This is a genomic window from Aeromonas sp. R7-4, from assembly GCF_040908055.1.
Lineage (GTDB): Bacteria > Pseudomonadota > Gammaproteobacteria > Enterobacterales > Aeromonadaceae > Aeromonas > Aeromonas sanarellii.
Genome location: NZ_JBFODA010000054.1, coordinates 102,835 through 122,926, shown reverse-complemented (window position 1 = coordinate 122,926; position 20,092 = coordinate 102,835). Strand labels below are relative to the sequence as shown.

The 20,092-nt window shown below is 64.0% G+C and carries 18 protein-coding genes; 6 read left to right on the top strand and 12 right to left on the bottom strand.

From position 1 onward, the window contains the following. The first annotated feature begins 5 nt into the window (after positions 1 to 5). Entirely contained in the window at positions 6 to 1,094 is a 1,089-nt protein-coding gene (gene aroC / locus AB5Y72_RS14675) for a chorismate synthase (protein WP_368199115.1), read from the top strand. A 74-nt stretch (positions 1,095 to 1,168) separates the two neighbouring features. Here aroC and AB5Y72_RS14670 read toward each other — a convergent pair whose 3' ends face one another. Further along, positions 1,169 to 1,972 carry a substrate-binding periplasmic protein gene (locus AB5Y72_RS14670; protein ID WP_368199122.1) on the bottom strand — a complete coding sequence of 268 codons (804 nt, stop codon included), beginning with the start codon at positions 1,970 to 1,972 and terminating at the stop codon, positions 1,169 to 1,171. A gap of 315 nt (positions 1,973 to 2,287) precedes the next feature. On the opposite strand from AB5Y72_RS14670, the gene AB5Y72_RS14665 reads away from it, so the two are divergent. Beyond that, positions 2,288 to 3,688, top strand: a complete 1,401-nt coding sequence (locus AB5Y72_RS14665; RefSeq protein WP_368199114.1) for a DEAD/DEAH box helicase — start codon at positions 2,288 to 2,290, stop codon at positions 3,686 to 3,688. 118 nt (positions 3,689 to 3,806) lie between these two features. On the opposite strand, the gene AB5Y72_RS14660 is transcribed toward AB5Y72_RS14665, so the two are convergent. The 5 genes from AB5Y72_RS14660 to cra all read right to left on the bottom strand — a co-directional run bounded on the left by AB5Y72_RS14660 (position 3,807) and on the right by cra (position 8,222). Then, positions 3,807 to 4,193 (bottom strand): MAPEG family protein, encoded by a 387-nt coding sequence (locus tag AB5Y72_RS14660; protein ID WP_318161419.1) that lies wholly within the window; start codon positions 4,191 to 4,193, stop codon positions 3,807 to 3,809. A gap of 179 nt (positions 4,194 to 4,372) precedes the next feature. Continuing rightward, on the bottom strand, positions 4,373 to 5,056 hold the full coding sequence (locus AB5Y72_RS14655) for an RES family NAD+ phosphorylase (RefSeq protein WP_325782646.1): 684 nt from the start codon (positions 5,054 to 5,056) through the stop codon (positions 4,373 to 4,375). Between the two features lie 8 nt (positions 5,057 to 5,064). Continuing rightward, on the bottom strand, positions 5,065 to 5,469 hold the full coding sequence (locus AB5Y72_RS14650) for an MbcA/ParS/Xre antitoxin family protein (RefSeq protein ID WP_325782647.1): 405 nt from the start codon (positions 5,467 to 5,469) through the stop codon (positions 5,065 to 5,067). 252 nt (positions 5,470 to 5,721) lie between these two features. Then, entirely contained in the window at positions 5,722 to 6,915 is a 1,194-nt protein-coding gene (locus tag AB5Y72_RS14645; RefSeq protein WP_368199113.1) for an aromatic amino acid transport family protein, read from the bottom strand. Between the two features lie 302 nt (positions 6,916 to 7,217). Next, a complete protein-coding gene (gene cra, locus AB5Y72_RS14640) occupies positions 7,218 to 8,222 on the bottom strand; it encodes a catabolite repressor/activator (RefSeq protein ID WP_209792449.1) in 1,005 nt (334 codons plus the stop codon). Positions 8,223 to 8,530: 308 nt separating this feature from the next. Here cra and fruB point away from each other — a divergent pair, with 308 nt between their 5' ends. Genes fruB through fruA form a run of 3 tightly spaced genes read left to right on the top strand, consistent with a single transcriptional unit; the run spans position 8,531 to position 12,341 of the window. Then, positions 8,531 to 9,631 (top strand): fused PTS fructose transporter subunit IIA/HPr protein, encoded by a 1,101-nt coding sequence (gene fruB, locus AB5Y72_RS14635; RefSeq protein ID WP_368199112.1) that lies wholly within the window; start codon positions 8,531 to 8,533, stop codon positions 9,629 to 9,631. Beyond that, on the top strand, positions 9,631 to 10,620 hold the full coding sequence (gene pfkB / locus AB5Y72_RS14630; RefSeq protein WP_325782652.1) for a 1-phosphofructokinase: 990 nt from the start codon (positions 9,631 to 9,633) through the stop codon (positions 10,618 to 10,620). The genes fruB and pfkB overlap by 1 nt, the downstream gene beginning before the upstream one ends. Next, positions 10,617 to 12,341: a PTS fructose transporter subunit IIBC gene (fruA, locus tag AB5Y72_RS14625; protein WP_209792444.1), complete on the top strand. Its 1,725-nt coding sequence runs from the start codon at positions 10,617 to 10,619 to the stop codon at positions 12,339 to 12,341. The genes pfkB and fruA overlap by 4 nt, the downstream gene beginning before the upstream one ends. Positions 12,342 to 12,414: 73 nt before the next feature. Here fruA and AB5Y72_RS14620 read toward each other — a convergent pair whose 3' ends face one another. Then, positions 12,415 to 12,666 (bottom strand): DUF1289 domain-containing protein, encoded by a 252-nt coding sequence (locus tag AB5Y72_RS14620; protein WP_325782654.1) that lies wholly within the window; start codon positions 12,664 to 12,666, stop codon positions 12,415 to 12,417. A gap of 150 nt (positions 12,667 to 12,816) precedes the next feature. Between AB5Y72_RS14620 and mltA the strand changes: the two genes are divergently transcribed. After that, complete coding sequence (mltA, locus tag AB5Y72_RS14615) at positions 12,817 to 13,968, top strand: murein transglycosylase A (RefSeq protein WP_270821235.1); 1,152 nt, start codon at positions 12,817 to 12,819, stop codon at positions 13,966 to 13,968. A 111-nt stretch (positions 13,969 to 14,079) separates the two neighbouring features. On the opposite strand, the gene yfaE is transcribed toward mltA, so the two are convergent. The 5 genes from yfaE to ubiG form a co-directional block, all read right to left on the bottom strand. After that, positions 14,080 to 14,379: a class I ribonucleotide reductase maintenance protein YfaE gene (gene yfaE / locus AB5Y72_RS14610; protein ID WP_269472855.1), complete on the bottom strand. Its 300-nt coding sequence runs from the start codon at positions 14,377 to 14,379 to the stop codon at positions 14,080 to 14,082. A gap of 69 nt (positions 14,380 to 14,448) precedes the next feature. Then, the gene (nrdB, locus tag AB5Y72_RS14605; RefSeq protein ID WP_368199111.1) at positions 14,449 to 15,582 is read right to left on the bottom strand and encodes a class Ia ribonucleoside-diphosphate reductase subunit beta; all 1,134 of its coding nucleotides are present in this window, start codon (positions 15,580 to 15,582) and stop codon (positions 14,449 to 14,451) included. Between the two features lie 78 nt (positions 15,583 to 15,660). Then, a complete protein-coding gene (gene nrdA, locus AB5Y72_RS14600; protein ID WP_200164786.1) occupies positions 15,661 to 17,928 on the bottom strand; it encodes a class 1a ribonucleoside-diphosphate reductase subunit alpha in 2,268 nt (755 codons plus the stop codon). A gap of 566 nt (positions 17,929 to 18,494) precedes the next feature. Beyond that, complete coding sequence (locus AB5Y72_RS14595; protein ID WP_368199110.1) at positions 18,495 to 19,181, bottom strand: HAD family hydrolase; 687 nt, start codon at positions 19,179 to 19,181, stop codon at positions 18,495 to 18,497. After that, complete coding sequence (ubiG, locus tag AB5Y72_RS14590) at positions 19,181 to 19,897, bottom strand: bifunctional 2-polyprenyl-6-hydroxyphenol methylase/3-demethylubiquinol 3-O-methyltransferase UbiG (RefSeq protein WP_216990303.1); 717 nt, start codon at positions 19,895 to 19,897, stop codon at positions 19,181 to 19,183. The genes AB5Y72_RS14595 and ubiG overlap by 1 nt, the downstream gene beginning before the upstream one ends. Between the last annotated feature and the right edge of the window lie 195 nt (positions 19,898 to 20,092).

Below are 20,092 nucleotides of genomic sequence, written 5' to 3'. Positions count from 1 at the left end.
CATCCATGGCAGGGAACAGTTTTGGCCAACTCTTTCGGGTCACCACCTTCGGCGAGAGCCACGGCCTGGCGCTGGGCGCCGTGGTCGACGGCTGCCCGCCAGGGCTCGAGATAAGCGAGGCGGATCTGCAGGGGGATCTGGACAGGCGCAAGCCCGGCACCTCCCGCTACACCACCCAGCGCCGCGAGGCGGACGAGGTGAAGATCCTCTCCGGGGTGTTCGAGGGCAGGACCACGGGTACCTCCATCGGGCTCTTGATCGAGAACACCGATCAGCGCTCCAAGGATTACTCCGAGATCAAGGATCTGTTCCGCCCGGGCCACGCCGACTACACCTATCACCAGAAGTACGGCCAGCGCGATTACCGTGGCGGCGGCCGCTCCTCCGCCCGTGAGACCGCGATGCGGGTCGCGGCGGGGGCCATCGCCAAGAAGTACCTGAAACAGGTGCACGGCATCGAGATCGTGGGCTTCCTCTCCCAGCTCGGCCCCATCAAGGCGGAAGGGTTCGACGAGAGCCAGATCGAGCAGAACCCTTTCTTCTTCCCCGATGCGGGCAAGCTGGAGGCGCTGGATGAATACATGCGTGCCCTCAAGAAAGAGGGCAACAGCGTGGGGGCCAAGGTGTGCGTGGTGGCGCGCAACGTGCCGGTCGGCCTGGGTGAGCCGGTGTTCGACCGCCTCGACGCCGACATTGCCCACGCCATGATGGGCATCAATGCGGTGAAGGGGGTCGAGATCGGTGACGGCTTCGCGGTGGTGGAGCAAAAAGGCTCCGAGCACCGGGACGAGATGACCCCGAGCGGTTTTGCCAGCAATCACGCGGGCGGCATTCTGGGTGGCATCTCCTCCGGTCAGGAGATAGTGGTGAGCATGGCCCTCAAGCCCACCTCCAGCATCACGGTGCCGGGCAAGACCATCACCACCAGCGGCGAGGCCACCGAGATGATCACCAAGGGACGTCACGACCCCTGCGTCGGCATCCGTGCCGTGCCCATCGCCGAGGCCATGCTGGCCCTGGTGCTGATGGATCACCTGCTGCGTCACCGCGCCCAGAACCTGGGCGTGCACACCCAGACCCCGCAGCTGCGCTGATCGCGCAGAGGTCAGGGTGAGTGATCACCAGAGACGACAAGGCGACCCCAGGGTCGCCTTTTTGATGGGGCGGGTTAAGAGCCCCCGTCGTCAGGGGGCGGGGTGGCATCGAGGCGGCACTCGGGCGCGGCAAAGGCGGGGCTGGGCGGGGGCAGGGTGGCGATGGCGGCATCGATGCGGGCCAGGGTTGCCTCGCTCACGGCTTCCCTTGCAAGCATCAGGCTCACCGGCTGCTGGTGCAGCAGCACCTGGCACTGGGTGAAGCTGCTTGCCCCGAGCTGTTCGAGCCTGTGGTGGGCGTGTTGCCACTCCATGATGACGCCGTCGAGGCGACGCGCCAGCAAGAGGGTGATCAGCCTGTCGTCCGAGTTGAATTCGGTTGCCTGCCTGAGGGCGGGGCACTCCTCGCTCAGGGGCAGGGGGCGGGTGCCCCGCAGCTTGCCAAGGTGCAGCCCAGTCGTTTGGCACAGATCCGTCAGCCGCTCCAGCCCTTGCCAGCGATCGGGTTCGCCCGGCCCGGGGCGATGGCTCAGCAGCACGAAACTGGCGCGCCGGTAGGGGGCCGAGAAGCGGGCAAACTGCTCCCGCTCCGGGGTCTTCAGGGCGCCCATGGCCACATCCAGCTGCTGGTGCTTCATGAGATGCAGGGCCCGGGCCCAGGGGAGGTTGCGAAACACGGGGTAAAAGCCCGCATCATGGAGGATCTGGCGGGTCAGGGTCACGTCCAGTCCACCCAGGGTACCGTCGGCGTCGATCTGGCTGAAGGGGGGCCAGTGGCTCCAGGCTACCGACATCGTCTCCCTGGCGCCGAGCGGCAGGCTCAGGAGTAGCGGCAAGGCGAGGGCCAGGGTGCGCCGGATAACGGCGGGGGTGAACATCCTTCTCAAGCAGAACCTCCTGTTCCATGTGTTGCGCCGCCCCCTCCCTCTTGCGCAGGGGCCCAGAGCCATACGGCCGCATTTTCGCCATTCTGCCGCGCCCTGACCGGCTTTTCCACCCGTGCTGGGAGGCCCATCACATTTTCCTCGTGTAAGTGCGCCAACTCCGTTAGACTGCACCTCTATTCTTTCCCCTTTGCTCTGCTCCCCGGGGAAATCGTGTTTTCTCCATAGGCCCGGATCCTGTGAGATGGCATCGGCTCGGCAGAGGAGCCCCTCCACAATCCCCGGCGCCGCTATCCCTAGCAGGTAACTATGAGTTTTACTTCCCTCGGTCTGGCCGAACCCTTGTTGCGTGCCGTTGCCGAGCAAGGCTACGACACCCCGTCTCCCATTCAGCAACAAGCAATTCCGGCCGTCCTGGCTGGCCGTGACCTGATGGCCGCCGCCCAGACCGGGACCGGCAAGACCGCAGGCTTCACCCTGCCGATGCTCCAGCGCCTCACCGAGAGCAAACGCAAGGTCTCCCCGAACCGTATCCGTGCCCTGGTGCTGACCCCGACCCGCGAGCTGGCCGCCCAGGTGGGCGAGAGCGTGCGCAACTACGGCAAGCACCTGCCGATCCGCAGCCACGTGGTCTTTGGTGGCGTGAGCATCAACCCCCAGATGATGGCGACCCGCCGTGGTCTGGACGTGCTGGTGGCCTGCCCGGGCCGCCTGATGGACCTTTACAACCAGAACGCCGTCAAGTTTGACGAAGTCGAGATCCTGGTGCTGGACGAAGCGGATCGCATGCTCGACATGGGCTTTATCCGCGACATCCGCCGCATCCTGGCCTTGCTGCCGAAGAAGCGTCAGAACCTGCTCTTCTCCGCCACCTTCGCCGACGAAATTCGCGAGCTGGCCACCGGCCTCCTGGACAACCCGGCGGTGATCGAAGTGACCCCGCGCAACAGCACCGCCGAGCGCATCGAGCAGCTGGTGCACCCGTGCGACAAGGCCAACAAGATCGCCCTGCTGAGCCACCTCATCTCCAGCAACGACTGGCAGCAGGTGCTGGTCTTTACCCGCACCAAGCACATCGCCAACCGGGTTGCCGAGAAGCTTGAGAAAGACGGCATCAGCGCCGCCGCCATCCACGGCAACAAGAGCCAGGGGGCCCGTACCCGCGCTCTGTCCGGCTTCAAGGATGGCAGTGTGCGCGTCATGGTGGCGACCGACATCGCCGCCCGCGGCCTCGACATCGACAAGCTGCCCCAGGTGGTGAACTTCGAGCTGCCCAACGTGGCGGAAGATTACGTGCACCGTATCGGTCGTACCGGCCGTGCCGGCGCCGCCGGTCACGCCATCTCCCTGGTGGCGGCGGACGAGGGCAAGCTCATCAAGGCCATCGAGCGCCTGACCAAGCAGAGCATCCCCTGCGAGCAGGTGGCGGGCTTCGAAGCCTCCCGCGAGACGCTGGACAACATCGCCCGTGGCATCGGTGCGCCGCTGCGCAAAGAGCCGCGCGACCCGAGCGAGCAGCGCCGTGCACCCCGTCCGCAAGGTCAAGGCCAGGGCCAACGCCAGGGCGCCGGCCGCTCCGGTAATGGTGTCAATGCAGGCGGTGGTCGTGGTGGCAACGGCGGCAAGCCCCAGGGCGGTGCCCGTCCGGAAGGCGGTGCAGCCAAACCGGCCCAGGCCCGTCGCCCCCGCCGCGCCAGCCATAACCAGTAAGCGGCTCGGGAGCCAGGCTCCCAGGCTGTTCGGTTGCTAAAAAAGCCCCGCCAATCTGGCGGGGCTTCTTTTTTTGGTGAATCGGGTTTTGGTGAATCAGATGTTGGCAGTGAAAGAGTCAGGGGAGCAGGGGGGTGATCAGGATATGGGCCGCGCTCACCAGGATCACCGTGAAGGTGAGCCCCATGCCCAATACCCTGTAGCGGAAATTCTCCGGCGTGCGGCTCATGCCAAAGGCGTGGCAGAGGCGGGCAAACAACAGGGTGGCCCCCAGCAGATGGACTAGCCAGGGCGTGTGGCCGGAGGCTTCGACAAAATAGATGAGCAGCAGCGCGAGGGGGACATACTCGGCAAAGTTGGCATGTACCCGCATGACTCGAAGCATGGCGGGATCATCCCCGTGCCCCAGCGCCACTCCCTGACGGCGGCGGGTGCGAATGGTGCGTACGCTGAGCAAGACAAAGAGTAGGGCGAGCAAGGCTGCGTAGATGGGCACTATGGTCATATGAGTGGCTCCGTGGTGGTTTGCTTGATTTTGCTGATGATCCAATGGCTTGTCTCTGAGGCTAGCAGCAATCTTTGCCGGGTTGGCACGTCCGTTGTCCACCCCAAAAGCCAAGCCCCGTCAACATCGGTTGGCGGGGCTTGTGTCATTCATGGTTGGTTTGAGGGGCCTTTCTCTGATCACTCTCCATACAGCCTGATCTGCAGCACATTGGCGATGGCGCTGCCGTTCCAGTGGTACTCCAGATGCTGGGTCTGGTGGATCTTGGTGATGAGGCGGGGGCGGTAGAGCACGTAGCAGTCGTGGCCGCTATGGCGTACCGAGCGGTAGTGGATGCCGTCCGTCCCGCCTCGCTTCTGCTCCCGGGCGAAGGCCTGGGAGTGGCCATAGTCGGTGGCGTGATAGAGGGGGGAGGCGAGGTAATCCTCCCCCCGGATATCGACGAGGCGGGCGCAGAACTCGGTGTGCAGCACCCGCATCTGCAGCTTCTGGGGCGGTTCATTGGTGTAGCCGAAGATCTGCTCCTGGTGATAGACGGTCTCTTTCACCGCGGTGTCGAGCAGGGGGGCGCAGTAGTAGCCGCCGAAGTCTCCCGTGGTGAAGCGGGCCCCCTCCGGATTGAGGTGAGTGAAGGCGGCCATCACATAGCTACCGCCGGCCAGCCCCACCAGCCAATCCTCTTTCGGCACTCGCGCCAGCTCCCCGGCCTCTTCCCGCAGGCGATCGTTGGTCAGGGCCTCGACGGCCCAGACCGCCTCCAGCTCGTCCGCGTTGGCCACGTCCTCATAGAGGCAGATGGGGGGATAGCGGCTCGGGATGATGCGAAAGGCCTGCTGATCCTGCAGCTCGCGCGATGGCGGCATCGCGGACATCAGGCCATGCCTCCGCGCCAGGCGTGCAACCGGGTGGCCACCTCATAGAGATCGGCGACGCGCCCCCCCTGCATGACGTCCATGGCGCTGCGCCCGGCGAAGAAGGGGTGGCTGTTGGGCTTGCGCACCCAGCCGTAGATGCTCTCATCGACGCTGAACAGCAGTCGCAGGCTCTTGTGGATGTTGAGGATGTAGCTCATCCGCTCCTGCAGATCGGCGCTGAGACGGATGCCACCGCTCGCCTCCTTGTACTTGTTCAGAGTTGAACGGGAAGAGATGCCGAGCAGCGTCAGCTGTTCATCCGTGCTGCACCGCCATTTGTCCAGGATGCGAAACACCACCGGCAGCGCCTTGCTGGGATCGACGGCATTGTCCCGGTGATTGGCTTGTACTGTGGCGACCATGGCTCCTCCTTATGGGTTGCATCGGGGCGAACCTCGGTGTGGGTTCGCCTTGTTCTCAGTATGGTGGAGTTGTCCATATATGTACAAACATATGGAATTTTGTTCATATCGGGACGCGGATGGAGAGAGTGCAAGCAGAGAGTGGAGGCTGAGGGACAAGGGCCGGCATCCCGCCGCAGGGCGGGCAAATGACGAGAGGCCCCGCCAACCCGGTTGGCGGGGCCTCTCGCGAGCCGCAGGGAAAGTCGCGGCTTAGAGCGCGGGCAGCATGCCGAGGCTGACGCTGACCTGGACGCCGACGATCAGTACCCCCATGGCACCGGCCAGACCCAGGGCCAGCACGCCGCCCGGAACCCGGTAGTGGTGGGGCTCGGCTTGCTTGCGGCTCTGCCACACCAGGGCCACCGGCAGTAGCACCGCCAGCACCGCGAGCGCGATGGCCGCGTAGCCGAGCGCCATGATGAAGCCCTGGGGGAAGTAGAGGGCGAACAACAGCGGTGGCACGAAGGTGATGAGACCGGTCTGGGTGCGCCCCTGCCAGTTGTCCTTGCGTTGGGTCACCTTGGCCATGAAGTCGAACAGCCCCAGCGTCACCCCGAGGAAGGAGGTGGCGAGCGCGAGATCCGCAAAGAGGTGCATGGCCTGGTTGAAGGCGGGCCAGTTCACCAGGTTGCCGACGCTGGCGAGCAGGCTGTCCAGAGCGCCGCCAGTCTGGATCAGGGATTGCTGGCCCAGCAGCCCCAGGATCGCCACCTGCCACAGCACGTAGAGGATGAGGGGGAGGGCGGAGCCCCACACGAAGACCCAGCGTAGCTGCCTGGGGCAATCGCCGAGGTAGAGCATCACGCTCGGGATGGAGCCGTGAAAACCGAAGGAGGTGAAGATCACCGGCAGGCCCGCCAGCAGCAAGCCCTGACCGAGCGGCATGGCAAGCAGGTGTTGTCCCTCGGCGCGCGGCAGCAGCAGGGCCAGTACCCCCACCATGATCACCAGTTTCACGGTGAACATCAGGCGGTTGAGGTAATCCACCTGTTTGGTGCCGACGCAGACCATGCCGCCGAACAGCAGGGTGAAGGCCCAGGCCGCCTGCTCCTGGCTGACGCTCATGCCGGCATCGGTCAGCGCCTGAACCAGCAGGCTGCTGCCGCCGCTGATGTAGGCGGAGGCCAGCGCGTAGAACAGCATCAGGATGCAGAAGGAGGCGATGCGCTTGCCCCAGGGGCCGAGCAGGTGATCCGCCAGCTGGTGCAGGTACCACTTGCCGGTGTTGAGGCTGGCTTCCACCTGCAGCATGGCGGTGAAGGCCATCAGGGCCCAGAGGCCGATCATCAGCAGCAGGGTGGCGGGCCCCCCCAGGGACGAAGAGGCCAGCGGCAGAGCCAGCATGCCGGCCCCTATGGTGGTGCCGGCGATAAGCAGGGTACAACCGAGAGTCTTGGTGTTCATAGTATCCATCCGGGATTGAGAAAAAGAGTGCCTGGGCAAGGAAGGGGGCGCCTCCGGGGTCGAGGCCGGAGGCTAGCAATATCGGAGTGGAGACATCGTTACGAACAGCCGCAGGTTGTAAAACAGGGTTGCCAACTTAACGGATTAAAATATCGAAAACAAGCGAGATTGCGCGAGTGTTCTGCTGTGAAAGTCAAAAAGGTGGAAATAAAAGATGACAGTTCGGCTATGGCCGTGGGGCGGCGCTGTGGGGCCAGCATGACCGAAGGCGACCCTGTCGCCCCCGGCGTCTGCGCCCTGGCCTAGCGGCGGCGTTTCAGGGTGCGGCTCACGTAGTGCAGGCCGGCGCGGTAGGTGCCATTGATGGCCTCGAGGGCCAGGGTGAGCGCCTGGCCGGCCAGGGCGTCATGCTGCTGGGGCAGGGAGTTGATGCCAAAGGGGAGGAAGTCGAGCAGACGGTCATCCCCGAAGGTGGCCATGGCGATCCGGCTCATGTCGCTCTCCTGCCCCAGCTCTCTTTCCAGCAGATAATCGAGCACCCCCTCCATCAGGATGTAGGAGGTGGTCACCAGGGCCTCGGGCAACTGGCCGAGTTGCCGGTGCAACGCCTTGATCAGGCGATACCCCTCGGCGCGGGAGAACTGCGCACCTTCGCAGATGTGGGCCGTCAGGGGGCTGGCATGGCTGGCCAGGGCCTGTTCGAAGCCGGCGCGTCGCTCATGGCTGATCGTGAGGGTGGGCAGGGCGGTGATCAGCGCCACATGGCGCAGGGCGGGGCTGAGCAGGGAGGCGGTGAGATCGAAGCTAGCCTTCTGGTTTTCGCTCGCGACGGTGACGAAGTGATCGGCGCTCATGGCCCGGTCGATGGCGAGGATCTGCACCCCCCTGGTCTGCTGTTCCAGATAGAAGGGATCCGCCGGGGGCAGGCAGCTCGCCACCAGCAGTGCATCCACATGACGGCTGACCAGCATGCGGGCCAGCTCCTTCTCGGTGTCCGGTTCGTCTTCCGAGCAGACGATCAGCAGCTGATAACCCTGGGTGCGGGCCCCCTGTTCGAGGCGCTTGGCGAGCTTGGCATAGCTGGCGTTCTCGAGGTCGGGCAGGATGAAGCCCAGTGTCCTGGTCTGGCCGCCACGCAGGGAGGCGGCGCGGCTGTCCGGCTGATAGTTGTGGGCATGGACCACGGCCATCACCTTGTCGCGGGTGGCCTGGCTGATGCGGTATTGATCGGCCTTGCCGTTGATCACATAGCTGGCCGTGGTACGCGAGACACCGGCCAGCGCGGCGATTTCATCCAGTTTCATCATATTGGCTCTGTTTGAGTTGCAAGGCCCGCGCCGGTTCCTGGTGGGGGCACCGAAAAAGTGTGCGCGGGATCATATCATTGAAACCTGCTCTTCGTGGGATCTTGAACAATTGGCTGAAACGATTCAGTCTGAGTATAAGTGAAACGATTCAGCTTGTCAGTAGGCGATGATTATCTGAGCTTTGAAATGGGTTGCGGCTCACCAAAGCGAGAGATCCCCGTCTATTGTCAGCAGGCTAGTTACCCGAAAATCAAGTTGAGTTGAGCCGGTACGCCGCGAGGCGCCGCCGGACCTGATGGAGAATCTCTATGTTGAAGTTGGCGCGACAGCAAATCCTGCTGGGACAAACGGTGGCGACCAAGGCGGACGCCATCGCCCTGCTGGCAAGCAAACTGACCGAGGCCGGTCTGGTGGAGGCGGGCTATGTGGACGGCATGCTGGCGCGGGAAGCGCAGCACGCCACCTACCTGGGCAGCGGCATCGCCATTCCCCACGGCACCACCGACACCCGCCATCTGGTGAAGAGCACAGGCGTCATGGTGGCCCAGTTCCCCCAAGGCATCGAGTGGGACGACGGGCAGACTGCCTATGTGGCCATCGGCATCGCCGCCAAGTCCGACGAGCACCTGGGCATACTGCGCCAGCTCACCCACGTGCTGGGTGATGAACAGGCGGCCGCTCAGTTGAAGGAAGCCACCGATGAAGAAACCATCATCAATATCCTGACCGGGGCGACGGCGGCCAAAGAGGTGCAGTTCCTGACCCTGGCCGACTTCCCGGCGGACGATCGCGACCAGCTGTTGCTGGGCGCCGCTGCCCGTGCCAAATCCGCCGGCTGGGGCGATGCCGCCATGGTGAGCGCCCTCCTAGCTAGCGAACCCGCCTACCTGGGCGAGGGCATCTGGCTGGCGCGGTCACAAGCGGCCCAGACCGGCTGGGTGTTGGCCACGCCTAGCACTGTGCTGAGCGTAGGGGGGCAACCGGTCAGCGCCCTGCTGCTGCTGTGCGCCGCAGATAGCAGCCATCTGGCGCAGCTCGATAACCTGGCCAAACTGGCCGCTGCCGGCCAGCTGGCCACGCTGGCAGGCAGCGAGGGGCTGGCCATGCTGCAAGCGGGGCCGGCCAGCGGTCTTTCCGACACCTTCACCATCGTCAACCCCCACGGCCTGCACGCCCGCCCGGGCGCCATGCTGGTCAAGGTGGCCAAGGAGTATGAATCCGACATTCGCGTCGCGAATCTGGATGGCAGCGGCGAGGCGGTCTCCGCCAAGAGTCTGATGAAGGTCATCGGCCTTGGGGTCAAGTGCGGTCATCGCCTCGCGTTTCGTGCCGAAGGGCCGGATGCCGAAGCGGCCCTCAAGGGGCTGGGCGAGGCCATCGCCGCCGGTCTGGGCGAGGGGGCGCACTGATGGACATCGTCACCATCACCCTGAACCCGGCGCTGGATCTCACTACCCGCCTGGAAGCCATGCACCTGGGGGAGGTGAACCTGGTGGGCGAGGCCAACTTGCGCGCCGCCGGCAAGGGGATCAACGTCGCCGTGGTCTTGAAGGATCTCGGTCGTGACGTGGGCCTGACCGGCTGGCTTGGCGCCGAGAACCAGCAGAGCTTCGTCACCCTGTTCGAGGAGCGTGCCCTGGCCGATCGCTTCGTGCGCGTGGCGGGGAGCACCCGGATCAACGTCAAGATCTCCGAGCAATCGGGCCGGGTCACCGATCTCAACCTGCCGGGCCTCACCGTGCGAGACGCCGACGTGAGCGCCCTGGAGGCGGTGCTGGACGAACTGGCCCCTCAGGCCGACTGGTTCGTGCTGGCGGGCAGTCTACCCAAGGGGGTCGCCCCCGACTACTGCGCCCGCCTCATCAGCCTGCTCAAGGCCAGGGGCAAGCGGGTGATCTTCGATTGCAGCGGGGCGGCCCTGGGGGAAGGGCTCAAGGCGGCGCCGACCCTGGTCAAACCCAATCTGGAGGAGCTTGAGCAGTGGGCCGGGCGCCCCATCAGGACCTTGAGCGATCAGGCCGAGTGTGCCCGTGCACTGCAGGCCGCCGGGATCCCCCACGTGGTGGTCTCCAACGGCGCAGACGGCCTCGTCTGGTTTGGCCCGGACGCCACCTGGCAGGCCATTCCGCCGCGCATGGAGGTGGTCAGCACGGTCGGTGCCGGCGACTCCCTGGTGGCGGGGCTGGCCCATGGCCTCAGCCTCGGCTGGACGCCGGAGCAAACCCTGCGTCTGGCCACCGCCGTCTCGGCCCTGGCGGTCAGCCAGGTCGCGGTCGGTTTCGACGATGTGCGCGAGCTGGATCCCTTGCTCGAGCGGGTGCGCGTACAGCGTCTGGATGACCTGGCACCGGCTCAACCCCATACCCATTCAATGTCTAACTCAGGAGATGCCCAATGAAAGCAATTCTGGTTACGGCTTGCCCGGCGGGCATTGCCACCAGCTTTCTCGCTGCAAAACGGATAGAACAGCAGGCCAAGCAAGCGGGTTGGGAGCTGACGCTTGACGTCGACTCCAGCGTGCAACCCCGTCAGGTGCCGGGCAAGGAGCAGATTGCCGCCGCCGACTTGGTGCTGGTGGTGGCAAGCAGCCCCGTTGATCTCGCCGCCTATGACGGCAAGCCGCTCTATCGGGGTGACATGGACCTGGCGCTGCAGGATCCTGCCGCCCTGCTGGAGGCCGCCGCGAGCGGCGCCAGCGTCTATCGCCACCAGGCCGCGCCCGCCGTGGCCAAGGCGGCTGCCGGTGCCAAGCGCATCGTCGCGGTGACCGCCTGCCCCACCGGGGTGGCCCACACCTTTATGTCGGCCGAGGCCCTGGAGACCATGGCCAAGCAACTGGGCCACCAGATCCGTGTCGAGACCCAGGGTTCGGTCGGTGCCCAGAACGCCCTGACGGCGGACGAGATTGCCGCCGCCGATCTGGTGTTCCTCGCCACCGACATCGAGGTGGACATGGCGCGCTTCGACGGCAAGCCTGTCTATCGCACCAGCACGGGGGCGGCCCTGAAGAAAACCCGGGCCGAGCTCGACAAGGCCTGGACCGAGGCCAAGACCTATCGCCACAGCGGCGGCGCCCAACCCAAGAAAGAGGAGAAGGCGGGCCCCTACAAGCACCTGCTGACCGGCGTCTCCTTCATGCTGCCCATGGTGGTGGCGGGGGGCCTTATCATCGCGCTCTCCTTCATCTTCGGGATTGAGGCATTCAAGGAGGAGGGAACCCTGGCCGCGGCCCTGATGAAGATCGGCGGTGGCTCCGCCTTCGCCCTGATGATCCCGGTGCTGGCGGGTTACATCGCCTACTCCATCGCCGACCGTCCGGGTCTGGCCCCCGGCATGATCGCCGGCATGCTGGCAAGCTCCCTGGGCGCCGGTTTCCTCGGCGGCATCGTCGGCGGTTTCCTGGCCGGTTACAGCGCCAAGTACCTGAGCGACAAGGTGCGCCTGCCGGTGACCCTGGAGGCACTCAAGCCCATCCTGATCATCCCGCTCTTTGCCAGCCTGTTCACCGGCCTGGTCATGATCTACGTGGTGGGCGGCCCGGTGGCCGGCATCATGAACGCCATGACCGAGTTCCTCAACAACATGGGCTCCGCCAACGCCGTGCTGCTGGGGGTCATCATCGGCGCCATGATGTGCTTCGACATGGGCGGTCCGGTCAACAAGGCGGCCTACGCCTTCGGGGTCGGCCTGCTCGCCTCCAAGACCTATGCCCCCATGGCTGCCGTGATGGCCGCCGGTATGGTGCCGGCACTGGGGATGGGCATCGCCACCTTCCTGGCCAGCAAGAAGTTCATCAAGGCGGAGCAGGAAGCGGGCAAGGCCTCCTTCGTGCTGGGTCTGTGCTTCATCTCCGAGGGGGCCATTCCCTTTGCCGCCAAGGATCCCATGCGCGTCATCCCGGCCTGCATGGTGGGTGGTGCCCTGACCGGTGCGCTCTCCATGCTGTTCGGCTGCGAACTGGTGGCGCCCCACGGCGGTCTGTTCGTGCTCTTCATCCCGAACGCCATCAGCAACGTCATGATGTACATACTGGCGATCGCGGCTGGCTCGCTGTTGACCGGGGTCTCCTACGCCATGCTCAAGCGCGGCGAGGAGCAGGCCAGGTTGGCTACCGCCTGAGTCGGATGTCGGTGAATGAAAAAGGCGGCCTGCGGGCCGCCTTTCTTATGGTTGGCAAAAAGGGTGGAAAGCGTCAGAGATCCAGACCGGGCTGCGGGGGGGATTCGGGCGGTTCGCCCTCTCTGGCCTTGCGCCGGGCGGCCTCGACCCTGGCCTTGCGGCCCCGGCACAGGCGCATCACCTCCTGCTGCTGGGCAGGGGTCATGGCAAGCCAGTTGAAACGCTCCTCGCGGCTTCGCAGGCATCCCTTGCAATACCCCTTGTTGTTCAGTTCGCAGACCCCGACACAGGGGCTCTGGAGCGGGAAGATTTCGAGCTGTTCCATCCATGACCTCTCACACCTTGTCACCTTGTTATAACCCAGAAGATCACGGCAGGAGAAATCCGTCGTCAGGGGCGTGAAGGCGTTTGCTTTCCCCGGGCAATTTTGGCATCTTCCCCGCCGTGCAAGACACTCGGTGTTATATGAGGACATATGAATAGACATGCGTACTGGTTGGCCGCCGCCGTGGTGGGGCTGGCCGGTTGTGCGGGCAACCCTGAACCGGTCAAGGTGCCCCAGAAGAAGGCGGAATCCGGATGTTTTCTGAACTGCGAGATCCCTGTGAATCTGGGCAAGCAGTATCTGGATGGTGCCCTGCCGGGGGATCTGGTGCGGGTGGAGCGGATCAACAGCCGCGCCCGCGCCGACTACAGCAAGTTCGGTCCCCAGAGCCGGATGGTGATGGAACGCTCCGGCCGCATGGCGAGCCGCTATGGGGAGCTCTACCGTCAACTCTCACGCTGGGTCGCCAATGGGGGCAATCCCGCCCATATCACCCAGTACGGCATCAGCCTGGCGCAGCTTGGCGGTGCCGACCGCATGGGCAACGTGCTCTTCACCGGCTACTACTCGCCGGTGCTGGAGGTGCGCCATCGCCCGGACGCCCAGTACAAGTATCCCATCTATGCCATGCCCAACTGCGGCGGTCGCTGCCCGAGCCGGGCCGAGATCCACCGGGGGGCGCTGGCCAACCGGGGGTTGGAGCTGGGCTACAGCAAGTCCCTCATCGACAACTTCCTGATGGACGTGCAGGGTTCCGGCTTCGTTCACTACGGCGATGACGACCGGCTGCAGTACCTCGGCTACAGTGGCAAGAACGGCCACGGCTATGTCAGCATTGGCCGGGTGCTCATCGACCGTGGCGAAGTGCCCGAGGAGCAGATGTCCATGAAGGCCATCAAGGAGTGGGCCAATCGTCAGCCGGAAGAGAGCGTGAAGGAGCTGGTGGAGCAGAACCCCTCCTATGTCTTCTTCGAGCGCCGTCCCACCAACGACGTGGTGGGGGCCGCCGGCATTCCGCTGTTGCCGATGGCGGCGGTGGCTGCCGATAAGACTCTGCTGCCCATGGGCACCCCCATCCTCGCGGAAGTACCGCTGCTGGACAAAGAGGGCAACTGGACCGGCAAGCACCAGCTGCGGCTGCTGATTGCGCTGGATGTGGGGGGCGCGGTGAAGAAGGGCCACCTCGATCTCTACCACGGTATGGGTGAGAAGGCCGGTGTCGCGGCCGGTCATTACAAGCACTTTGGCCGGGTCTGGAAGCTGGGTCTGCACCACGGGCCGACCGCCGCCCCCTGGTTGTAACGCAAGAGGGTCATGGCCCCTCATTTAAGAGACGGGACATTCCCATGAAAAAAGCCGCCGGAGCAATCCGGCGGCTTTTTGTTTGCGGGGCAGATCTGGCGATAAGGGCCGTCAGCCCTTTCGGATATCGAGCTTGATGGCGCCCACCGGCTGGCAGCAGCAGGGGAGGCACTCCCCCTGGGAGACAAAGGCGAGCGGGACGGCGGCGTAGTGCACCTTGCCCGCCAGCAGCGGGGTGCGGCAGGCGCCGCAATAGCCGCTGCGGCACTGGAACTCCACGTGATGACCGTGGCGCTCCAGGGTCTCCAGCACGCTTTCGCCGGGATGGGGGTGCAGCACACCGTCCAGGGTCTGTACCTGGGGGGCTTGTCCCTCCGGCGCCGTGGTGGCGGTATGCAGGGGCGCGTTCAGGGTGGCGGTGGCGTCACTCACGGACGTCGCTCTCCCGCATCATGGTCTGCCAGCAGAGGTCGCCTTGCATCACAGCTCGAAGTCACCCAGATCGTCGGCGTGCACTTCGCTGTCGATCTGGCCCACCAGATAGGAGCTCACCTCCACCTCCTGGGGCGCCACCTGCACGTTGTCGGAGGAGAGCCAGGTGTTGATCCAGGGGATGGGGTTCTGCTTGGTGCCGGCAAAGGCCGGTTGCAGGCCGACGGCCGCCATGCGCAGGTTGGTGATGTATTCCACGTACTGGCAGAGGATGTCCTTGTTCAGGCCGATCATGGAGCCGTCCTGGAACAGGTACTCGGCCCACTCCTTCTCCTGCAGGGCCGCTTCCTTGAACAGCTCGAAGCAGGCCTGCTCGCACTCGACGGCGATCTCCGCCATCTCGGGGTCGTCGTTTCCGCTGCGCATCAGGTTCAGCATGTGCTGGGTGCCGGTCAGGTGCAGCGCTTCGTCGCGGGCGATCATCTTGATGATCTTGGCGTTGCCCTCCATCAGCTCGCGCTCGGCGAAGGCAAACGAACAGGCGAAGCTCACGTAGAAGCGGATCGCCTCCAGCGCGTTGACGCTCATCAGGCACAGATAGAGCTTCTTCTTGAGATCCCGCAGGCTGATGGAGACCTCGCGATCCCCCACCCGGTGGGTCCCTTCGCCGTGCAGGTGGTAGACGGAGGTGGCCTCGATGAGATCGTCATAGAAGTGGCTGATGGAGCCGGCGCGCTTGAGGATCTGCTCGTTGGTCACGATGTCGTCGAACACCTGGCCCGGGTTGTTGACGATGTTGCGGATGATGTGGGTGTAGGAGCGAGAGTGGATGGTCTCGGAGAAGGCCCAGGTCTCGATCCAGGTCTCCAGCTCCGGGATGGAGACCAGGGGCAGCAGGGCCACGTTGGGACTGCGGCCCTGGATGGAGTCCAGCAGGGTCTGGTACTTCAGGTTGGAGATGAAGATGTGCTGCTCGTGGGGGGGCAGGGCCTGGAAGTCGATGCGGTCGTGGGAGACGTCCACCTCTTCCGGGCGCCAGAAGAAGGAGAGCTGCTTCTCGATCAGCCGCTCGAAGATGTCGTGCTTTTGCTGATCATAACGGGCCACGTTGACCGACTGGCCGAAGAACATCGGCTCCTTGAGCTGATCGTTTTGGGTCTGGCAAAAAGTTGAATAGGCCATGGTTCGAATGTCGTGAAATAGGGGAAACAGGAAGGCGGGAGCTTCTGCTCCCGCCCGGTTCATCGGATCGTTTCGCGGTTAGATCTTGCAGGCCCCACCGGCACAACCGTCATCCTGCAGATCGGTCTGGGTGTCGTCGGCCCCGTCGCGGGTGTTGTGATAGTAGAGGGTCTTGAGGCCGTATTTGTAGGCGGTCAGCAAGTCCTTGAGCAGCTGCTTCATCGGCACCTTGTTGCCTTCGAAACGGGCCGGGTCGTAGTTGGTGTTGGCGGAGATCGCCTGATCCACGAACTTCTGCATGATGCCGACCAGCTGCAGGTAACCGTCGACGCTCGGCTGCTTCCACAGCAGCTCGTACTGATCCTTGAGGCGGTGGTATTCCGGCACCACCTGCTTGAGGATGCCGTCCTTGGAGGCCTTGACCGAGACCAGGCCACGGGGCGGCTCGATGCCGTTGGTAGCGTTGGAGATCTGGCTGGAGGTCTCGCTCGGCATCAGGGCGGTCAGGGTGGAGTTGCGCAGACCCACGGTGCGGATCTCTTCGCGCAGCGCTTCCCAGTCGAGGTGCAGGGGCTCATTGCACAGGGCGTCCAGATCCTTCTTGTAGGTATCGATGGGCAGGATCCCCTGGGCATAGGTGGTCTCGTTGAACGCCGGGCAGGGGCCGAACTCGCGGGCCAGCTGCACGGACGCCTTCAGCAGGTAGTACTGGATCGCTTCGAAGGTGCGGTGGGTCAGGGCCAGACCGGAACCGTCGGAGTAGCGGGCACCGTTCTTCGCCAGGTAGTAGGCGTAGTTGATGACACCGATCCCCAGGGTGCGGCGGTTCATGCTGCCCTTCATCGCGGCCTTGAGCGGGTAGTCCTGATAGTCGAGCAGGGCATCCAGGGCGCGCACGGCGAGATCCGCCATCTCTTCCAGATCTTCCAGCTTCTCGATGGCGCCGAGGTTGAAGGCAGACAGCGTACAGAGCGCGATCTCGCCATCCTCGTCATCCACGTTGTTGAGCGGCTTGGTGGGCAGCGCGATCTCGAGGCAGAGGTTGGACTGGCGCACCGGTGCCACGGCCGGATCGAACGGGCTGTGAGTGTTGCAGTGATCCACGTTCTGGATGTAGATGCGACCGGTACCGGCGCGCTCCTGCATCATCAGGGAGAAGAGATCCACCGCCTTCAGGGTCTTCTTGCGAATGGCCGGATCCTGCTCGTACTTGACGTAGAGCTCCTCGAACTTGTCCTGGTCCGCGAAGAAGGCGTCGTACAGGCCAGGTGCGTCGGACGGGGAGAACAGCGTGATGTCGCCGCCCTTGATGAGGCGCTGGTACATCAGCTTGTTGATCTGCACGCCGTAGTCCATGTGACGGACCCGGTTCTCTTCCACGCCGCGGTTGTTCTTCAGCACCAGCAGGCTCTCCACCTCGGTGTGCCACAGGGGGTAGAAGAGGGTGGCCGCACCGCCGCGCACGCCGCCCTGGGAGCAGCACTTCACGGCAGTCTGGAAGTACTTGTAGAAGGGGATGCAGCCGGTGTGGAAGGCTTCGCCGCCACGGATGGGGCTGCCGAGACCCCGGATGCGACCGGCGTTGATGCCGATGCCGGCGCGCTGGGAGACGTAGCGCACGATGGCGCTGGCGGTCGCGTTGATGGAGTCCAGGCTGTCGTCGCACTCGATCAGCACGCAGGAGCTGAACTGGCGGGTCGGGGTGCGCACGCCGCTCATGATGGGAGTCGGCAGGGAGATCTTGAAGGTCGAGACCGCATCATAGAAGCGCTTGATGTAGTCCAGACGGGTATCTTTCGGATACTTGGAGAAGAGGCAAGCCGCCACCAGGATGTAGAGGAACTGCGGGCTCTCGTAAATTTCGCCGGTGACGCGGTTCTGCACCAGGTACTTGCCTTCCAGCTGCTTGACCGCCGCGTAGGAGAAGTCCATGTCGCGCCAGTGGTCGATGTGGGCGTTCAGCTCCTCGAACTCGGCCTGGGTGTAGTCTTCCAGCAGGTGCTTGTCGTACTTGCCCATGTCTACCAGCCTGGCGACGTGCTGGTAGAGGTGGGGCGGCTCGAACTGGCCGTAGGCCTTCTTGCGCAGGTGGAAGATGGCCAGGCGGGCGGCCATGTACTGGTAGTCCGGGCTCTGTTCGGAGATGAGGTCAGCAGCAGCCTTGATGATGGTCTCGTGGATGTCGGCGGTACGGATGCCGTCATAGAACTGGATGTGGGACTTGAGCTCCACCTGGGAGACCGACACGTTGTCGAGCTTCTCGGCGGCCCAGTCGAGCACGCGGTGGATCTTGTCCAGATCGATGGGTTCTTTGTGTCCGTTACGCTTCGTCACAAACAAGTTCATTGGCTGATGACCCCTTTAGTTGATGCCTGGCGGCATCGGTGGATTCCCGAAAAACCATCGCGCGACGCTCCCGACGGACCAATCCTGGCGACGGAGTAGGGGCGTAATACGCGATGAATCACAAGATATAGTGTTATTTTGAATGCGAACTACAAGATAGTGAGGTCGGCACGGCATTGCAATCTGTGGATAACGCAATTGCTGTGGATAAATTGTGGGTGTCGGGAGTGGAGTTAGTGGACGCTCACAGCGAACGGGTTTTCATGCGTCCGATCCGGCAAATGCAAGTCCGGCGATCGAAGATGGAAAATTAAAATAACTTTTTTTGCTTGCGAAAGCGGGGTGTTTTTACTAGCAAATTCAGCCTGGTTATCCCTTGCGCAGACAGGGTCAAAAGGTGTCCTGTCCCCCTCTCTGGAGGCTTGCCAAACCGTGAAAAAGAGGGATCGTTTGAGATCCCTCTCTCATTTGGCACGCCGGGCCGTCAGGCATGAATGGTGCTCATATGGACATTGATGATCCCAAAAGCTGCCCGGGCAATCCATCTATAAGACGGCGAGGCGAACTCAGCCCAGTTCGTAGCGCAGCCAGTGGTGCAGGGCCTGCACCGTATCGAAGTGCAAGTCAGCGCCCCAAAGGGCGGGATCCTCGTCGCCGTGCAGATAACCCCAGCCCGCCACCGCGGTACGCATGCCGGCGTTGCGGCCCGCCTCGATGTCCCGCACATGATCCCCCACATAGAGGCAGTGCGCCGCGTCCACCCCGAGCCGCTCGCAGGCAAAGAACATGGGGGCGGGGTCGGGCTTGCGCACCGGCAGGGTGTCGGCGCTGACGGTGACGCCGCAGTTGGCGAGCGCCGGCAGGGCGGCCAAGAGCGGCTCGGTCAGAAAGCCCGGCTTGTTGGTGACGATGCCCCAGGGCATCTTCCGTTCGTCGAGCCATTCGATAAGGTTCACCATACCCTCGTAGGGGCGGGTGCCGACGCAGAGGTTGGCCGCGTAATGGTCGAGCAGGGCGGTGCGAAGGCGAGTGGCCCCCAGCTCCTCGAGCAGCTCGTCGCCAAGACCGGCCCTGAGCAGCCCCAGGGCCCCGTGGGAGGTGGTCTGGCGGATGATGTCGTCAGAGAGCGGCGCAAAACCTTCGCTGACCAGCACGTGGTTGACGGCGGCGCCGAGGTCCGGCGCGGTGTCGAGCAGGGTGCCATCGAGATCGAACAGCACGCAGCGAAGGGGCATCGGGTGGGGTACGCTCATCAGCCTTGCTCCGGGCGCTCGAACGCCACCATGTAGTTGACGTCGACGTTCCTGCCGAGCTTGAAGCGGTTGGAGAGCGGCGCATAGTGCACGCCGCTCATGTCCCGCACAAGCAGGCCCGCCGCCTCACCCATGCGGCACAGCTCCGCCGGGGTGATGAACTTCTTGTGATCGTGGGTGCCCTTGGGGACCATCTTCAGCAGGTACTCGGCCCCGAGGATCATCATCAGATAGGCCTTCGGGTTGCGGTTGATGGTGGAGACGAACACCTTGCCGCCCGGGCGCACCAGGGTGGCGATGGCGCGCAGCACCGAGGCCGGGTCCGGCACGTGCTCCAGCATCTCCATGCAGGTGACTACGTCATACTGGCCGGGAGCTTCATCGGCGTGGGCTTCGGCGGTGATCTGGCGATACTCGAGCTCCACCCCCTGCTCCAGAGCGTGCAGGCGAGCGACGCCGAGGGGCTCCTTGCCCATGTCGATGCCGGTGACCCGGGCACCACGGCGGGCCATGCTCTCGGAGAGGATGCCGCCACCGCAGCCGATGTCGAGCACGCGCTTGCCAAACAGGCCGCCGCTCTTGTCGGTGATCCAGTCAAGGCGCACCGGATTGATCTGGTGCAGCGGCTTGAATTCGCCCTCCATGTCCCACCAGCGGGAGGCGATGGCTTCGAATTTGGCGATTTCTGTCAGATCGACATTGGCGTCACTGTGCATTTTTTGATGATCCTGTGGCAGGGCGCACGGCTTGGAGTCTGGTGCGCAATCTATTGTCCTGGCGGGCATTATAACGGACGGACTTTGTCACACCAGCCTGACTTGTTACCGGATTTGTGGCTTAAGGTATTTGGCTCAGTGTGTTACCATGTCGCGCTGTTTAAGCCAAAGAACAACTAATTAGGGATTAAGGCT

What these genes read in the sequence shown, in the direction of transcription:
- aroC (WP_368199115.1), top strand. Translation starts at nt 6, where the DNA reads ATGGCAGGGAACAGTTTTGGCCAACTCTTTCGGGTCACCACCTTCGGC.
- AB5Y72_RS14670 (WP_368199122.1), bottom strand. Translation starts at nt 1,972, where the DNA reads ATGTTCACCCCCGCCGTTATCCGGCGCACCCTGGCCCTCGCCTTGCCG.
- AB5Y72_RS14665 (WP_368199114.1), top strand. Translation starts at nt 2,288, where the DNA reads ATGAGTTTTACTTCCCTCGGTCTGGCCGAACCCTTGTTGCGTGCCGTT.
- AB5Y72_RS14660 (WP_318161419.1), bottom strand. Translation starts at nt 4,193, where the DNA reads ATGACCATAGTGCCCATCTACGCAGCCTTGCTCGCCCTACTCTTTGTC.
- AB5Y72_RS14655 (WP_325782646.1), bottom strand. Translation starts at nt 5,056, where the DNA reads ATGCCGCCATCGCGCGAGCTGCAGGATCAGCAGGCCTTTCGCATCATC.
- AB5Y72_RS14650 (WP_325782647.1), bottom strand. Translation starts at nt 5,469, where the DNA reads ATGGTCGCCACAGTACAAGCCAATCACCGGGACAATGCCGTCGATCCC.
- AB5Y72_RS14645 (WP_368199113.1), bottom strand. Translation starts at nt 6,915, where the DNA reads ATGAACACCAAGACTCTCGGTTGTACCCTGCTTATCGCCGGCACCACC.
- cra (WP_209792449.1), bottom strand. Translation starts at nt 8,222, where the DNA reads ATGATGAAACTGGATGAAATCGCCGCGCTGGCCGGTGTCTCGCGTACC.
- fruB (WP_368199112.1), top strand. Translation starts at nt 8,531, where the DNA reads ATGTTGAAGTTGGCGCGACAGCAAATCCTGCTGGGACAAACGGTGGCG.
- pfkB (WP_325782652.1), top strand. Translation starts at nt 9,631, where the DNA reads ATGGACATCGTCACCATCACCCTGAACCCGGCGCTGGATCTCACTACC.
- fruA (WP_209792444.1), top strand. Translation starts at nt 10,617, where the DNA reads ATGAAAGCAATTCTGGTTACGGCTTGCCCGGCGGGCATTGCCACCAGC.
- AB5Y72_RS14620 (WP_325782654.1), bottom strand. Translation starts at nt 12,666, where the DNA reads ATGGAACAGCTCGAAATCTTCCCGCTCCAGAGCCCCTGTGTCGGGGTC.
- mltA (WP_270821235.1), top strand. Translation starts at nt 12,817, where the DNA reads ATGAATAGACATGCGTACTGGTTGGCCGCCGCCGTGGTGGGGCTGGCC.
- nrdB (WP_368199111.1), bottom strand. Translation starts at nt 15,582, where the DNA reads ATGGCCTATTCAACTTTTTGCCAGACCCAAAACGATCAGCTCAAGGAG.
- nrdA (WP_200164786.1), bottom strand. Translation starts at nt 17,928, where the DNA reads ATGAACTTGTTTGTGACGAAGCGTAACGGACACAAAGAACCCATCGAT.
- AB5Y72_RS14595 (WP_368199110.1), bottom strand. Translation starts at nt 19,181, where the DNA reads ATGAGCGTACCCCACCCGATGCCCCTTCGCTGCGTGCTGTTCGATCTC.
- ubiG (WP_216990303.1), bottom strand. Translation starts at nt 19,897, where the DNA reads ATGCACAGTGACGCCAATGTCGATCTGACAGAAATCGCCAAATTCGAA.